The 14,089-nt window shown below is 38.4% G+C and carries 16 protein-coding genes; 11 read left to right on the forward strand and 5 right to left on the reverse strand.

Annotated elements, in window-relative coordinates; genetic code table 11:
• Positions 1 to 74: 74 nt before the first annotated feature.
• The 4 genes from RGB74_RS03590 (at position 75) to RGB74_RS03605 (ending at position 2,413) form a co-directional block, all read left to right on the forward strand.
• Positions 75 to 743, forward strand: coding sequence for a TVP38/TMEM64 family protein (locus RGB74_RS03590; RefSeq protein WP_310761627.1), 669 nt, complete (start codon positions 75 to 77; stop codon positions 741 to 743).
• Positions 744 to 925: 182 nt separating this feature from the next.
• Positions 926 to 1,468, forward strand: coding sequence for a peroxiredoxin (locus RGB74_RS03595; RefSeq protein ID WP_310761628.1), 543 nt, complete (start codon positions 926 to 928; stop codon positions 1,466 to 1,468).
• A gap of 47 nt (positions 1,469 to 1,515) precedes the next feature.
• A complete protein-coding gene (locus RGB74_RS03600; protein ID WP_310761629.1) occupies positions 1,516 to 1,974 on the forward strand; it encodes a TlpA family protein disulfide reductase in 459 nt (152 codons plus the stop codon).
• Between the two features lie 4 nt (positions 1,975 to 1,978).
• The gene (locus RGB74_RS03605) at positions 1,979 to 2,413 is read left to right on the forward strand and encodes a Dps family protein (RefSeq protein WP_310761630.1); all 435 of its coding nucleotides are present in this window, start codon (positions 1,979 to 1,981) and stop codon (positions 2,411 to 2,413) included.
• Between the two features lie 139 nt (positions 2,414 to 2,552).
• Here RGB74_RS03605 and crcB (RGB74_RS03610) read toward each other — a convergent pair whose 3' ends face one another.
• Together crcB (RGB74_RS03610) and crcB (RGB74_RS03615) are read right to left on the reverse strand one after the other, a co-directional pair.
• Complete coding sequence (gene crcB, locus RGB74_RS03610; protein WP_310761631.1) at positions 2,553 to 2,918, reverse strand: fluoride efflux transporter CrcB; 366 nt, start codon at positions 2,916 to 2,918, stop codon at positions 2,553 to 2,555.
• Positions 2,915 to 3,322 (reverse strand): fluoride efflux transporter CrcB, encoded by a 408-nt coding sequence (gene crcB, locus RGB74_RS03615; protein WP_310761632.1) that lies wholly within the window; start codon positions 3,320 to 3,322, stop codon positions 2,915 to 2,917. Before crcB (RGB74_RS03615) ends, crcB (RGB74_RS03610) begins: the two co-directional genes overlap by 4 nt.
• 225 nt (positions 3,323 to 3,547) lie before the next feature.
• Here crcB (RGB74_RS03615) and RGB74_RS03620 point away from each other — a divergent pair, with 225 nt between their 5' ends.
• From RGB74_RS03620 to RGB74_RS03645, 6 genes are all read left to right on the forward strand, one after another.
• On the forward strand, positions 3,548 to 4,534 hold the full coding sequence (locus tag RGB74_RS03620; RefSeq protein ID WP_310761633.1) for a TAXI family TRAP transporter solute-binding subunit: 987 nt from the start codon (positions 3,548 to 3,550) through the stop codon (positions 4,532 to 4,534).
• Between the two features lie 48 nt (positions 4,535 to 4,582).
• Complete coding sequence (locus tag RGB74_RS03625) at positions 4,583 to 5,095, forward strand: DUF1850 domain-containing protein (protein ID WP_310761634.1); 513 nt, start codon at positions 4,583 to 4,585, stop codon at positions 5,093 to 5,095.
• A 46-nt stretch (positions 5,096 to 5,141) separates the two neighbouring features.
• The gene (locus RGB74_RS03630; RefSeq protein ID WP_310762784.1) at positions 5,142 to 7,067 is read left to right on the forward strand and encodes a TRAP transporter permease; all 1,926 of its coding nucleotides are present in this window, start codon (positions 5,142 to 5,144) and stop codon (positions 7,065 to 7,067) included.
• 710 nt (positions 7,068 to 7,777) lie between these two features.
• Positions 7,778 to 9,397 (forward strand): ABC-F family ATP-binding cassette domain-containing protein, encoded by a 1,620-nt coding sequence (locus tag RGB74_RS03635; protein WP_310761635.1) that lies wholly within the window; start codon positions 7,778 to 7,780, stop codon positions 9,395 to 9,397.
• A gap of 107 nt (positions 9,398 to 9,504) precedes the next feature.
• Positions 9,505 to 9,846 carry an MGMT family protein gene (locus RGB74_RS03640; protein WP_310761636.1) on the forward strand — a complete coding sequence of 114 codons (342 nt, stop codon included), beginning with the start codon at positions 9,505 to 9,507 and terminating at the stop codon, positions 9,844 to 9,846.
• A gap of 396 nt (positions 9,847 to 10,242) precedes the next feature.
• Positions 10,243 to 11,619 carry a DUF2254 domain-containing protein gene (locus tag RGB74_RS03645; RefSeq protein ID WP_310761637.1) on the forward strand — a complete coding sequence of 459 codons (1,377 nt, stop codon included), beginning with the start codon at positions 10,243 to 10,245 and terminating at the stop codon, positions 11,617 to 11,619.
• Between the two features lie 31 nt (positions 11,620 to 11,650).
• Here the strand turns inward: RGB74_RS03645 and RGB74_RS03650 are convergent, their stop codons facing one another.
• Positions 11,651 to 12,445: a serine/threonine protein kinase gene (locus RGB74_RS03650; RefSeq protein WP_310761638.1), complete on the reverse strand. Its 795-nt coding sequence runs from the start codon at positions 12,443 to 12,445 to the stop codon at positions 11,651 to 11,653.
• Between the two features lie 8 nt (positions 12,446 to 12,453).
• Positions 12,454 to 12,639, reverse strand: a complete 186-nt coding sequence (locus tag RGB74_RS03655) for a hypothetical protein (RefSeq protein ID WP_310761639.1) — start codon at positions 12,637 to 12,639, stop codon at positions 12,454 to 12,456.
• Between the two features lie 240 nt (positions 12,640 to 12,879).
• On the opposite strand from RGB74_RS03655, the gene RGB74_RS03660 reads away from it, so the two are divergent.
• Complete coding sequence (locus RGB74_RS03660; RefSeq protein ID WP_310761640.1) at positions 12,880 to 13,110, forward strand: DUF2198 family protein; 231 nt, start codon at positions 12,880 to 12,882, stop codon at positions 13,108 to 13,110.
• Between the two features lie 42 nt (positions 13,111 to 13,152).
• Here RGB74_RS03660 and RGB74_RS03665 read toward each other — a convergent pair whose 3' ends face one another.
• Positions 13,153 to 14,022 (reverse strand): sulfite exporter TauE/SafE family protein, encoded by an 870-nt coding sequence (locus tag RGB74_RS03665; RefSeq protein ID WP_310761641.1) that lies wholly within the window; start codon positions 14,020 to 14,022, stop codon positions 13,153 to 13,155.
• Positions 14,023 to 14,089 lie beyond the last annotated feature (67 nt).

A 14,089-nucleotide genomic window follows, 5' to 3' on the forward strand; every position in this document is an offset into this window, starting at 1 on the left:
TACAAGTTAATTATAGGGAATAGATATTAGTAATATTTCTGATAGGAAATTGTGTCAGTAAAGGAGGGGTCTTCATGAAGAAAATGACTTTGCTGAAGTTATCAATCGTATTTGGAATTGTTCTTGCATTGTTAGCGGTCAACCACTTTGTTTTTAAAATGACCCCGATGACTTTACGTAATTGGATGCTCTCATTTGGCATTATGGCACCCATTATTTATCTTTTATTAAACATCGTCAGACCGCTCACGCTTTTCCCCATTTCTGTATTGTCACTTGCCGGAGGGCTGGCATTTGGTACGTTTTGGGGAACTGTATATACGGTTTTCAGTGCCACAGCTGGTGCTGTCATTTCATTTTATCTTTCAAAATATCTAGGTGCACGCTGGTTAAAAAAGAAAATCAGTTCAACTGATCGAATCGAAAAATGGCAAAATGAAATAAAGAAAAAAGGATTTTATTATATTTTTATTCTCAGAGTGATCCCCATTATCAATTTTGACCTTGTAAGCTATGTTTCGGGAATATCGAGGTTAAAGCTGAAGCCTTACATCTTTGCTACGTTATTGGGTGTTCTACCAGGGACACTAGCAGCAAACTTATTAGGAAACAGCCTTACAGAAGGAAACGGGATCATGATTGCTGCGATAGCTGTTTTGCTTTTATTGGCAGTAATACTAGTACTGTACTTGAAGAATAAAAATATATCGCCTGAAACCTTTCAAAAAGAAGATAACGCGTAAAACCTTGCTCTAACAAGAGTGAGGTTTTTTTGTGCGCACCTATAAGCACAATACTTGTTCTTTAATTATAATTATTATAAATTAGTATTGACTTCAAAAAAGAAACAAGTATAATTAAAACTGTTGATAATACATGATAATGAATTTCATTATCATTAGCGATAAAAAGGAGTGGAATATATATGGCAGAACGTATGGTAGGCAAACAGGCACCGCGCTTTGAAATGGAAGCGGTCATGCCAAATAAAGAAACAAAGAAAGTAAGCTTAGAAGAAAACATGAAGAACGATAAATGGACTGTTCTCTTCTTTTATCCGATGGACTTTACGTTTGTATGTCCAACAGAAATCACTGCGCTGTCTGATCGTTATGAGGAATTTGAAGATCTTGATGCCGAAGTGGTCGGGGTATCGACGGATACGGTCCACACGCATCTTGCTTGGATTAACACAAGGAGAGAAGATAATGGGCTCGGTGAATTAAATTATCCACTTGCTGCTGATACCAACCATAAAGTAGCGCGAGATTATGGTGTTTTAATAGAAGAAGAAGGTGTCGCTTTAAGAGGGTTGTTCATTATCAGTCCGGAGGGCGAAATGATGTACCAAGTGGTTTTCCATAACAACATTGGCCGGGACGCTGACGAAACATTACGTGTTTTACAAGCTTTGCAAACAGGCGGTCTTTGTCCAGCGAACTGGAAACCAGGTCAAAAAACGTTATAATCACAAAAAATATTAAACTGCTGTTTAACTTATAGGAGGTAATCGATATGAAATTACGTGAACAAATGCCAGAATTAAATGGTGCAACTGCTTGGTTGAATGACGAAGTGAAGAAAGAAGACCTTGTTGGAGAGAAAGCAACCCTGATTCACTTCTGGTCTGTAAGCTGTCATCTTTGTAAAGAAGCGATGCCGGATGTTAACGAACTTCGTGATGAATACGAAGACGACTTAAATGTCATTGCGGTTCACATGCCTCGTTCGGAAGGCGACCTGGAGATGAGCGTAATCGAGCAGATGGCAATCGGACATGATATTACACAGCCGATTTATGTTGACAGTGAACATACGTTGACCGATCTCTTTGAGAACAAATATGTACCTGCGTATTATGTGTTTGATAAAGAAGGAAAACTGCGCCACTTCCAAGCAGGAGGAAGCGGAATGGACATGCTTCGCAAACGTTTAAACCGTGTACTGAACGAAGAAAAGAAACAGGAGGTCTAAACTGATGAATTTGACACAAAACGTATTAAATAAGCAAGTTGCCAACTGGAATGTACTTTTTGTTAAACTGCATAACTATCATTGGTATGTAAAAGGACCGCATTTTTTTACGCTTCATGAAAAGTTTGAAGAGCTCTATAATGAGGCGGCCGCGAACATTGATGAGCTTGCTGAACGATTACTCGTTTTAAAAGGAACACCTGTTGCAACGATGAAAGAGTATTTAGAAGTAGCTACGATAAAAGAAGCAAATGGCGGAGAGTCCGCTGAAGAGATGGTTCAAAACTTGATTCAAGACTTCGAACTCCTTATTGCAGAAATAAAAGAAGGTATGGAAGTGACGGATCGTGAAGGCGATGAGGTCACACATGATATGCTGCTCTCAGTTCGTGAGAGTCTAGCTAAACATAACTGGATGCTGCGAGCATTTATTAGCTAGTTTATGCGGGGTGACTTCGGTCGCCTTTTTTATTTGGAACTTTTCTAAAGGCTCTCCCGTGGAAAGCGAGCATCAAGGAACGGAAATCACTCACTCCACATTCTATTAGCCAAAAAGTTTATGAAACAGCTCTTCATTTTTATAATAGTTTGATACCGATTGTTAATCCTAAAAAAGCAAACAGGATGCCACCCATGTAACTAAAAACAAGGTATTGAATCATCACGTTTCGTTTACGATTTGCGTGCAGCTGGATATTTTCCAGCTTGAAGGTTGAAAATGTCGTAAAAGCTCCCATGAAACCCGTTCCCAAAAACAGGACAGCAGAATGATTGATTCCTGAGCCTATAATGATTCCTAACAAAAAAGATCCGGCAATATTTATCAGTAGAGTAGCAATTGGAAGTTCTGATGGCCAATTTTTAGAAATCCACTTAGTTGTCGAAAAGCGGCATATAGCTCCCAAAAAACCGCCAGCTGCTACGAACGCACTTGCTGCAATCATAATGCTTCCTTACTCTCCCCATTTTTATTTTGTGAAAAGATTTTTCCAATTCTAAAGCCGAACCATGACATGAATAATCCTCCGACTAAACTTAAAAAAACATATAGAATTGCGATCTGCCAATGCCCTGTTTGGATGAGCTGCACTGATTCTACACTAAAAGTGGAAAAGGTTGTAAAAGAACCGATGATACCTGTGCCAACTGCCGTCGCAAGATAGGGATGAACGACTTGATGATGAATAATTCTTGTTGTTAACCAGCCTAAGATGAACGAGCCAATCATATTGGCTGTAAACGTTCCAATCGGGAAAATGGTGTTTGTCCAACCCAAAGACCAAATCCCTAAATAGTAACGAAGCAGCGCTCCAATAATACCTCCAAAACCTATTAATAAACCTAGCATTCATTCACCTCACAATTACATCAGTTGATGATAACTTTCATTTTATTCTCTACATTGAGAAATGTAAAATAACGGCTCCGCATGATTGGTTCAGCAGACTGTTATTATTCTACAAAATAATGTAGTGAAAAAAAGTCGTTTAAAAAGTTCGATTATTCTGCATTTTTTGATGATTTATGCTAAACTAAAAAAAACTTAAATTCCAAAAGGAGGAAATTATCACTAATGATGAAAAAGGGGATTTCATTTTTAATGGCGTTGTTGGTAGTGATTTCATTGGCAGCTTGTAATCAAAAAATTGAAACAAGTTCTGAGAAAGAAAAGTCTGGAGACAAAGGTCTTAGTGTAGACAGAATCAGTATTGTTACAGGTGGTACAGGTGGTACATATTATCCGCTAGGCGGAGAAATGGCTAAAATTGTGAAAAAGGAACTGGGAGTTGAAGCGAACTCTCAAGCATCAGGAGCATCTGTAGAAAATATGCAGCTGCTGCAAGACGGAGATGCTGACATTGCTTTTACACAGACTGATATTGCAAGTTATGCGGCAGAAGGTAAAGAAATGTTTAAAGAGAAAGTCGATCAAATTGCCGGGATCGGAACGTTATATCCAGAAACGATTCAAATTGTAACACTGAAAGACAGCGGCATTAAAAGTGTTGAAGATTTAAAAGGGAAAAAAGTTTCGGTTGGGGCGCCTGGAAGCGGTACATTCGCTAATGCTGAGCAAATCCTTAAAGTTCACGGAATGAAAATGGATGACCTTAAAGCACAGCATTTATCTTTCGATGAATCAGCTGAAGGAATTCAAGATGGAAATATTCAAGCAGCATTCATTACTGCAGGAACACCAACAGGTGCTGTTGAAGCACTATCAGCAACTAATCCTGTAACGATTATTCCGATTGCGGAAGATAAGGTCAAAGAATTAATGAAAGAATATCCTTATTACATTGAGGATGTTGTAAAAAGCGGTACGTATAAACTGGATCAAGATGTGAAAACAGTTGCTGTACTTTCGATGTTAGCTGTTCGTAAAGATATGAAGGAAGATGACGTGTATCAAATTACGAAGGCAATCTTTGATAATACTGACAAGATCAGTCATGCAAAAGGGAAGCTGATTAAGGCTGAAAAAGCGGTAGAAGGTATGGGCATCGATTTCCATCCAGGAGCTAAGAAGTATTTCAAAGAAAAAGGAATTCTTAAATAAGAAAGTGTAATCATGGACTGAAGAGTTTTCTTTAGTCCATGTCTTCTTATGAAAAGACTTATTATAATCATTCTCCTTCTTGCGAGCATTACCGCTGCTCTTACATATCCGTTTATTTCATCTGTTGTTGTGGAAGACGGAAATTCTGGAGAACGTCTGGCTTATTTTAAAATGAAACCGAATAACCCGTTTAGTGTGAAGTATATTCACTCGATTCACAAAACACCTGTTCTCGAAACGTATCATACGAACAAAAAAGGTGAGATTATTCAAACCGAGATGCAGTTCGAGGAATTTGGGATTGGTATGCCTTCAGGTGCAACAGGTCGTGAAAAGTTTATTGAAAAAGACGGAAAGTATATTTTGTCGCATATGAACCGTCATTTTACTGAATTGAATGTCCGGGTAGGGCAAATTATATCGAATCATACATTTATTATTAAAGGAAAAAAATATCCGTTTTCAGAGTTTAGTAAACCAGGTTCTTGGGTGAGGATCAAAACGGATCACTTGAACTTTTGGCAATGGATGATGGGAGGTAAAGTTCTTGGAGAACAATAAACATACACCAGAACAAACGATTTCTGATGAAGCTGTACAGGAATTAATGGAAAAATACGATCCTGAAGCCGGCTTTCGAAAGCTGAAAGGCGCTCTTTATTGGATCACCTTAATCGGACTTGTAGCATTTTCTTTATTTCAGCTGTACACTGCCATTTTTGGTGTGTTAGCTGCACAGCTCCAACGGACGATTCATCTAGGATTTGCCTTAACACTAATCTTTTTGTTATTTCCGGCAACAAAAAAGAAACGTCAAAAACCAGCGCGGTTTCAGGTTGCCTGGTATGATATGCTGCTCGCAATCCTATCGATTGCCGTAGGATCTTATTGGTATTTATTTATGGATGATTTAGTTATGCGTGTGGGAAGGCTGACAACACCGGACTTTATCATTGGTTTACTCGCTATTATTCTTGTATTAGAAGCAACAAGGCGTGTAGTCGGACTTCCAATCACGATTATCGCTGCCCTGTTTTTGATGTACGCCTATTTCGGACCTTACATGCCAGGGTTTTTAGAACATAAAGGGCTGACAATCGAGCGGATCGTTAGAACGATGTTTTTTACAACGGAAGGTATTTTAGGAACACCGTTAGCGGTTTCTTCTACTTATATTTTCTTATTTTTACTGTTTGGCGCATTTCTCGTCAAAACAGGTGTCGGAGAATATTTTAATGACTTGTCAATTGTAATTGCCGGTCGTAGAATCGGCGGTCCTGCAAAAGTAGCCATTTTCTCTAGTGCTTTGCAAGGAACCATCAGCGGAAGCTCGGTTGCAAACGTTGTAACTTCCGGGGCGTTTACGATTCCGATGATGAAAAGGCTAGGTTATAAAAAAGAATTTGCTGGAGCTGTTGAAGCAGCTTCATCTACCGGCGGACAGATCATGCCGCCAGTCATGGGGGCAGCAGCTTTCTTGATGGTTGAATTTATAGGGGGAGGCATTACATACTGGGACATCGCGAAAGCAGCAGCTATTCCTGCCATTCTCTATTTTGCGGGTATTTGGATCATGACCCATTTCGAAGCAAAACGAATCGGATTAAGAGGATTAACGAAAGAAGAAATGCCGGAAACAAAGAGAGTATTAAAACAGCTCTACCTTTTGATTCCGATTTTTGTTGTGGTTTACTTGTTAATGGATGGTATGAGTGTCACGAGAGCTGCTCTTTGGTCGATCGTGAGTGCTATTATCGTTGGGTTGTTTAATAAACAAACAAGAATGGGACCGAAACTTTTTATTGAAGCATTAGCTGATGGAGCTCGGACAGCTCTAGGTGTCGCTGCCGCAACAGCTGCAGCTGGAATGATCGTTGGTGTTGTAACTGTAACAGGTGTTGGTCTTAAGCTTGCAAATGGATTGCTGGACCTTTCAGGCGGATATTTAATTCCAACGCTGATTTTAACAATGATCGCTTCTTTAATATTAGGGATGGGATCTCCGACAACAGCAAACTACGTTATTACATCAACGATTGCAGCACCAGCGATTCTTTTGTTTGGCGTTCCGGCATTATCTGCTCACATGTTCGTTTTCTATTTTGGTATTATTGCGGATATCACACCACCCGTTGCGCTTGCTGCTTTTGCGGCAGCAGGAATTTCAGGTGGGGAACCGATACGAACCGGTATCATATCATCGAAGCTCGCCATTGCCGCTTTCATCATTCCGTACATTTTTGTTATCTCGCCTCAGCTGATGCTGATCGATACGAACTGGATGGAAGCGGTTTGGGTAGTGTCGACCGCATTTGTAGGAATGATTGCGATCGGGGCAGGGATGATTGGTTATTGGATGAGAGCACTGAACTGGCTGGAAAGAGCAGCGGCCGTTGTTATTGGATTTTTGCTCATCTATCCAGAAGGCATTGCCAGTGTCATCGGTGTTGTCGCATTCGTACTTATGCTTGGCAGTCAATATGTGTTAATGAAAAAAGACAAAACACAAGCTCCAACAACTCCAGCTTTATAAAGTGCATGAGAGCTCAAAAGGCGTTGACCTTTTGGGCTTTTATTATTGATTAGGCTCTGTTAATTAAAAGTGTTGATAATTCTTTGAAGTCAGAAAATACACTCCCTTTCCTCGGACGAACCGCCAAGCCTCCTCGTCATACCTCCTGCGGGGTCTCGGTAGCCCGTTTTTCCGTAGGAGTGTCGAGATTTTCTTTGCCATTTTAACACCGATGTTCAAAATAGCCGATGATTAAGAAATGATAAAAGACTAGACATATGAATAGTTGTTCGTCAAAATGATCGTATTATTTTTTCGAGAACGTGAATTAAAATCCCTGATTCCAGTCAAAAAAGGTGAAAAACTGACCGGAAATAAGACCAATACGGAAGAAGATGGATCATTCCATCTTCAAAACATAAGAATAAGAACTTTTTCTGCCTTAATAAGGCTCTACCAACGATATATCCACGGTCAACAATCTATATGGTCAGGCTTCACATGTTCAGTGTGCTTGACCCGAGAAAATCAAAACAGCATTTTGCTGGTTTTCTAATTTTTTGATTAAATAATTGGTTCAGTGAGCAAGATTGTAAAGTTGAGAATGATTATTTATGATACAATCAATAAGTATGCATTTTTGTATGATGCTGAATTGGAACTTATGCATTTAACGATGCCTGACAGTAAGCTGTTAAGGCTATGTTTTATATAAAAGGAGAGAAGTCTACATGATTACAGTAACTAACGTGGGTCTTCGTTATGGCGACCGTAAGCTGTTTGAAGACGTTAATATAAAGTTCACACCAGGCAACTGCTATGGTTTGATCGGTGCGAATGGTGCGGGGAAATCTACATTTTTGAAAATCTTATCTGGTGAGATCGAGGCTCAAACAGGTGACGTTCACATGACGCCAGGCGAGCGTTTAGCGGTTTTGAAACAGAACCATTTCGAATACGAAGAGCAAGAAGTTATGCAGACGGTTATTATGGGTCACGCTCGTCTATATGAAGTAATGAAAGAAAAAGATGCGATTTATATGAAAGCTGATTTCTCTGATGAAGATGGAATGCGTGCAGCTGAGCTTGAAGGAGAATTTGCTGAGCTTAACGGTTGGGAAGCTGAATCTGAAGCTGCAATCCTTCTAAAAGGACTAGGAATTAGTGAAAACCTTCATACGAAAAAGATGGCTGAACTAACTGGTTCTGAAAAAGTAAAAGTTTTACTTGCACAAACACTTTTTGGAAAGCCAGATGTCCTATTGCTGGATGAGCCTACGAACGGCTTGGATCTTCAAGCAATTCAATGGTTGGAAGACTTCCTAATTAATTTTGAGAATACCGTAATCGTCGTATCCCATGACCGCCACTTCTTAAACAAAGTGTGTACACACATGGCTGACCTTGATTTTGGTAAAATTCAAATCTATGTGGGGAACTACGATTTTTGGTATGAATCCTCTCAATTAGCTTTAAGAATGGCACAAGACCAAAACAAGAAAAAAGAAGAGAAGATTAAAGAACTTCAAGCGTTCGTTGCTCGATTTAGTGCCAATGCATCTAAATCAAAGCAAGCAACTTCTCGTAAAAAGCTTTTAGATAAAATCTCATTAGATGACATCAGACCATCTTCACGTAAATACCCATATGTACAATTTGGAATCAACCGTGAAATCGGAAATGATCTTCTTCGTGTAGAAGGATTAACAAAAACAGTTGATGGTGTAAAAGTTCTAAATAACGTGAGCTTTGTAGTCAATAAAGAAGATAAAATCGCATTTGTTGGTAAAGAAGAAATCGCGATCACAACTTTATTCAAGATCTTGATGGGTGAAATGGAAGCGGACAGCGGAACTTATAAGTGGGGTGTTACGACTTCGCAAGCGTACTTCCCTCGTGATAACACGAAGTACTTTGACGGTAGTGAGCCGACTCTTGTTGAATGGCTTCGTCAGTATTCTCCAGAAGATCAAACAGAAAGCTTCCTTCGTGGATTCCTTGGCCGTATGTTATTCTCTGGTGAAGAAGTAAACAAGAAACCTTCTGTATTGTCTGGAGGAGAGAAAGTGCGCTGTATGCTTTCTAAGATGATGCTGAGCGGAAGTAATGTATTGTTGATGGATGACCCAACAAACCACTTGGATCTAGAATCAATCACAGCGTTAAACAACGGTTTAATCAATTACAAAGGTTCATTGCTCTTCACTTCGCATGACCATCAGTTCGTTCATACAATTGCGAACCGTATTATCGAAATTACACCTAAAGGAATTATCGATAAGCAAATGTCATATGACGAATACTTGGAAAACGATGAGTTGAAAAAACAGCGTCAGTTGATGTATCAATAATAATGAGAGAGTGTTGAGTCTTAAATGATTTAACACTCTTTTTTTACTTTAAGATTTGGCGCCAGCCAAGTATTCTTTATGAATTATATATACGGGGTGATGGAAAGGTGGAAGGATTTACGGAGAGGGTTATCCAGATTATAAAAAACATACCATCAGGGTACGTGATGACTTTTGGACAGATTGCCAATCTTGCAGGAAGTCCGAGAGGCGCACGGCAAGTTGTACGCATCCTCCATTCGATGAGCCGGAAATACGATCTACCTTGGCACCGGGTAATCAATATAAAAGGCGAGATCGGCATACAAGATGACGAAGGAGCTTTTACACAAAAAGCATTGCTGGAACGTGAAGGAATACGATTTAAAGGAAAAAGCACAGTGAATTTAGAAAAATACCGTTACCACCCTGAGCCATCTTCATATAAATATCCTGATAATGAAAAATAGATAAAACCTGATGTTCTGACAGGGCGACTCAAAAAGAAATTACCTCTTTGAGTCGTTTTTTTGTTATTTTGAAGCCCTTTTTCCCCTTTTGCTCGCGATTTTTATAGAAAATCCAGGACAACACCGTTAAATAGGTCGTGTTATCCTCAAATCTATGTGGTTTCTAATTATATGAAGCTATCATCTTTTTTTAATTCCACGGTAATATCCAATATATCCACGTTAATTTCGATAATTCCACGTTACCTCACATTTATTTAATTTGTGTCTTCTTTTTATCATATTGCTATAAACAGTAAGTTGGTTTTTAGTTTTAGTTTTAGTTTTTTTATTTAGGGCAAAATAAGTAGGTCTTGTGTTATGAAAATCGTGTTTTACATAAAAGGGGATGCATATATGTTTAGAATGAAATTCATGGATAATTATTTAAAGAAATATACGAGGATGTCTGAAAGGGAACTATCTCATTCCGTTCAATCGAATATGTGGTTTACGCCCGTTCTCTACGTTTTATTATCTTCTTTGTTAGTCATAGCTACCTTGACGTCCGATCTTAAATATCATCTCGGAAATCAAATGCATCCATTTTTTGCAGTGGACTATGATCTTACTCTTCAATTGGTCGGAACACTTACGGCTGCCATTTTAACGCTGACTACCTTTACGTTTAACTTAATACTGGTTGTTTTTACTACATTCTCGGGACAGTTTTCACCACGCACGCTGAAAAATTTTATTGCTAGTAAATCAACACAGCGAGTGCTTGGAATATTTACTGCCAGTTTTGCCTATATGTTAATTTCTTTTCTATTTTTGAATAAAAGGCTCGCGGAATTTTATTTTGCTGTACCTGTTGTCGCAGCAATTATTGCTGCTCTCTCCATGGGAACATTTATCTTTTTTATTAATCACGCTGTCGCATGGCTGCAGGTTAATCAGATGACACACGATATGAAAAAAGAAGCCTTATCTATCGTGAAAAATACGTTAGAAAATGAAGTAGATCCATTTAAAGTAAATGATCTGAGTACAGTTAACAGTGATATATGTGAGGAGAGAGGCTACTCAATCAATGCTGGAAAGTCTGGCTATATTAAACTGATTGATTTTCACTCTATTATTGAGGAAGCCGAAAAAGACGATATTGTAGTACAGCTGGAATATTCGATTGGAAGCTATGTGTTTGCTTCAACACCAATCATTACGTATTGGAAAAAAGACGATAATAAAGTTAATGAACAAAAATATATGGCTTTTATTAGTATTGGAAGAAAACAAACTGAAGTTCAGGATATAGAGTTCAGTATCAACAAGTTAGTTGAAGTGTCAATCCGCTCATTAGGAAATTATGATCCGAAAACAGCAACAAATGCCATCTATCAGCTTGGAGAAGTACTTTCCTCCATATCACGCAGTTCGACCTTTTCGAAGTATTTAGTGGATCATAACAATAACCTTCGAGTGGTTTTGCAAGAAAGGGAATTCAGCCATTATCTTTATCATTCTTTTGGTTATATTCGTCATTATGCAAAAGATAACGTTATTGTGTGTACAGAAATACTGAAGGTTCTCGATTTAATGGCAAAATCTCTTAATGAGCGGGATTACAAAGCAGTTTGGGAATTTGGCGTTTTTACGGCCAGCGGATTTGAAGATCTTTTTCTTTTCACCTTAGATTATCAGCAATTTCATAATGCATTACATAATCTATCCGTTACTACAAAACATGAAAAAGAGTATGAAGAGTTTTGGGGGAAAAACAAAGCAAATTAATATAAAAAAGCCCTGTTGTTTACGGGCTTTTTTATATTTTTTCTAATGCGATCCGCGCTTCGCATGCAGACTGAAATGGTTCGTCGAGTTGCAGCATTTTGCGAAGTATAGTTTTAAATGACAGTGAGATGTCCAATTCTTCTTGCCAGCCTCTTTCCTTTCTAGATAAAGGTTCATAGGTAGAATAGAGCAGGAACAAGGCGAAATGCCCGAGTGCAAAAAGGTCGCTTTTCATTGCGACTGCTCGCATACGAAGTTTTTCAGGATGTTCATTAGGTTCCAGATCTTCTTGATCGGTTAAAAAACAAGCAAGACCGAAATCGATAATGTGGAGTTTACCGTTTCGTTCAATAATATTGGGAATCCTCAGATCACGATGAATAATCCCTTTCTCATGAAAAGTTTCTACAATTGTTAAGAGCTCCACCAAGATCCGGATGGTGTCTTTTTCTGAGTACTTATGATCTTTGCGAAAAATAAGATCCTCAAATGTTTTCCCCTGAATCCACTCCATCACAATAAAATGATTGTTCTCATTTTCGAAAACATCCAATAGTCGAGGGACCCGGGGATGCTGCAAGGTTTCTAAAATGATAGATTCCCGTTTAAAAGATCTCAGACCACTGGCTGTTCTGGCTTTCGTCGTTCGGAGCTGTTTTAAAACAACTTTTGTGTTTGTTTTCTGATCTGAAGCCAAATACGTGATACCGTAACTCCCCATACCGAGAACTTCCAGTATAGTATAGCGATGCTCTAGGGTATGACCAGGCTTTAATGGTCGGTCATACCATAAACGTTGAAGAGTCTTTCGAAATTCTGTGAACATCAATGGTGTCAGCTGCTAAAAAAACTGCTTTTGTGTTTTTTCTTATAATGTTTATGACCGTGACCACCATAGTGTTTTTTGCCATAATCACTGCTGCTGTACTTGTGATAGCTTTTTTTATGTTTGTAGCCTGAACTGCTGTATTTTTTATGGCTGCTATGACCTAATAAAGATTTAATTAATTTCTTCAACATATAAACCATCTCCTTTATACATTTATGGATAGGATATTCGCAGTTAGTACCCAATATCCTACTGTACGTTCTTCGAAACATAAAGTTTCAGCGGGAAATGGGGTCTGACCCCAAACAATTTATTTCCCGTCACAATTTCCTTGTTTTAATATAGGTAGTTTTGTTAAATTTATAAAGGTATATATGATCGTTTACGATTTTGTTTTTTTCATGGTTTGATGAGAGGGGTCAATTTGTTTCATGATGGAATATGTTCTTGCGGCACTGCTGCCACTTTTTTTTATGTTGTTTTTTAATCGCGTTTTATTTACAAAATACTTGCCTTTAGGGATTACGATACTGATTTTATTATTTGGATTTGATGGATTGCATCAACCAGTGACTCTGCAGATCATTGCATGTTTATCAACAGCGGCTGGTTTTTTTATAGGTTTGAAGATCCACAATATGCAAAAGAAAAAAGTAAGATAAACAAAAGAAGAAAGTAAGATCAAGATAAGAAAGACGCCGTCCTTAAGAGGTCGACGTCTTTCTTTTTGTATGTGTGATCATTTCTTTTAAGAAAATAATTAACATCGAAAATACATAAACACCGATCACGATAAGTCCTGTCTTATCGAAGTTAAAAAGCTTTAGGATGACTGAGCTCAAAATTGTAATATAAAGGGCTCCTAAATATTTTTGAATGTGTTCGTTTGAATAAATCGTTGTCAGTTTTGCCCCTAGCTGTGTACCTACTAAAGCGCCTAATATTAAAAGAATCCCAAGCTTGTACTCTAACTGTGTAGATGATGCATAAGTGATGAATCCTGCTGTTACGATTAGAAACACGCTTACCAAGCTTGTACCTACAGCTTTTCGTGAATGTAAGTTCATCATAGAAATAAGAAGAGGTACCATAACGAACCCTCCGCCAACACCTAGTGTAGTTGATATGAATCCTCCAGTGAACCCGATAAATATCGCGTTTGGCCAGGAAAACAAATAACCATCCCTTTTAATATTCGTTTTTTGTTTTGATTGTTTATAAAGCAGGGAAAGAGCAAAGTATCCAAGAAGCAATATATAAAAGACAGGGATGACCGTATCGTCATATCCGTTTTTATCGAGCCAGACAACAAGAGGATGTGCTACCTGTGTGGCAACAACCCCTGAAAATCCTAAGATCATTGCGATTTTCCAAATTATATTTTTAAAACGCAAATGGGCTGCTACTCCAGATACACTCGTTCCAATTGAATACATTAAGCTTGTTCCGATTGCAGACAATGGAGGGACTCCAAATAAGATGAGTACAGGAGTTAAAATAAAGCCTCCCCCAATCCCGAAGAATCCGGAGAAAATACCGATGCACAACCCTAGTAATATATAAATAAAATCCATTTAAAAGTTACTCCTTTTTGGGGACACACCTGCTACAATTTATCCCCAACCGTTGGTATGCAAGCGG

This window comes from Bacillus sp. NEB1478 (assembly GCF_031582965.1).
Lineage (GTDB): Bacteria > Bacillota > Bacilli > Bacillales > Fictibacillaceae > Fictibacillus.

Bases quoted from the DNA above. Each gene is read 5' to 3' on its own strand.
- RGB74_RS03590 (WP_310761627.1), top strand. From the start codon at position 75: ATGAAGAAAATGACTTTGCTGAAGTTATCAATCGTATTTGGAATTGTT.
- RGB74_RS03595 (WP_310761628.1), top strand. From the start codon at position 926: ATGGCAGAACGTATGGTAGGCAAACAGGCACCGCGCTTTGAAATGGAA.
- RGB74_RS03600 (WP_310761629.1), top strand. From the start codon at position 1,516: ATGAAATTACGTGAACAAATGCCAGAATTAAATGGTGCAACTGCTTGG.
- RGB74_RS03605 (WP_310761630.1), top strand. From the start codon at position 1,979: ATGAATTTGACACAAAACGTATTAAATAAGCAAGTTGCCAACTGGAAT.
- crcB (WP_310761631.1), bottom strand. From the start codon at position 2,918: ATGATTGCAGCAAGTGCGTTCGTAGCAGCTGGCGGTTTTTTGGGAGCT.
- crcB (WP_310761632.1), bottom strand. From the start codon at position 3,322: ATGCTAGGTTTATTAATAGGTTTTGGAGGTATTATTGGAGCGCTGCTT.
- RGB74_RS03620 (WP_310761633.1), top strand. From the start codon at position 3,548: ATGATGAAAAAGGGGATTTCATTTTTAATGGCGTTGTTGGTAGTGATT.
- RGB74_RS03625 (WP_310761634.1), top strand. From the start codon at position 4,583: ATGAAAAGACTTATTATAATCATTCTCCTTCTTGCGAGCATTACCGCT.
- RGB74_RS03630 (WP_310762784.1), top strand. From the start codon at position 5,142: ATGGAAAAATACGATCCTGAAGCCGGCTTTCGAAAGCTGAAAGGCGCT.
- RGB74_RS03635 (WP_310761635.1), top strand. From the start codon at position 7,778: ATGATTACAGTAACTAACGTGGGTCTTCGTTATGGCGACCGTAAGCTG.
- RGB74_RS03645 (WP_310761637.1), top strand. From the start codon at position 10,243: ATGTTTAGAATGAAATTCATGGATAATTATTTAAAGAAATATACGAGG.
- RGB74_RS03650 (WP_310761638.1), bottom strand. From the start codon at position 12,445: ATGTTCACAGAATTTCGAAAGACTCTTCAACGTTTATGGTATGACCGA.
- RGB74_RS03655 (WP_310761639.1), bottom strand. From the start codon at position 12,639: ATGTTGAAGAAATTAATTAAATCTTTATTAGGTCATAGCAGCCATAAA.
- RGB74_RS03660 (WP_310761640.1), top strand. From the start codon at position 12,880: ATGATGGAATATGTTCTTGCGGCACTGCTGCCACTTTTTTTTATGTTG.
- RGB74_RS03665 (WP_310761641.1), bottom strand. From the start codon at position 14,022: ATGGATTTTATTTATATATTACTAGGGTTGTGCATCGGTATTTTCTCC.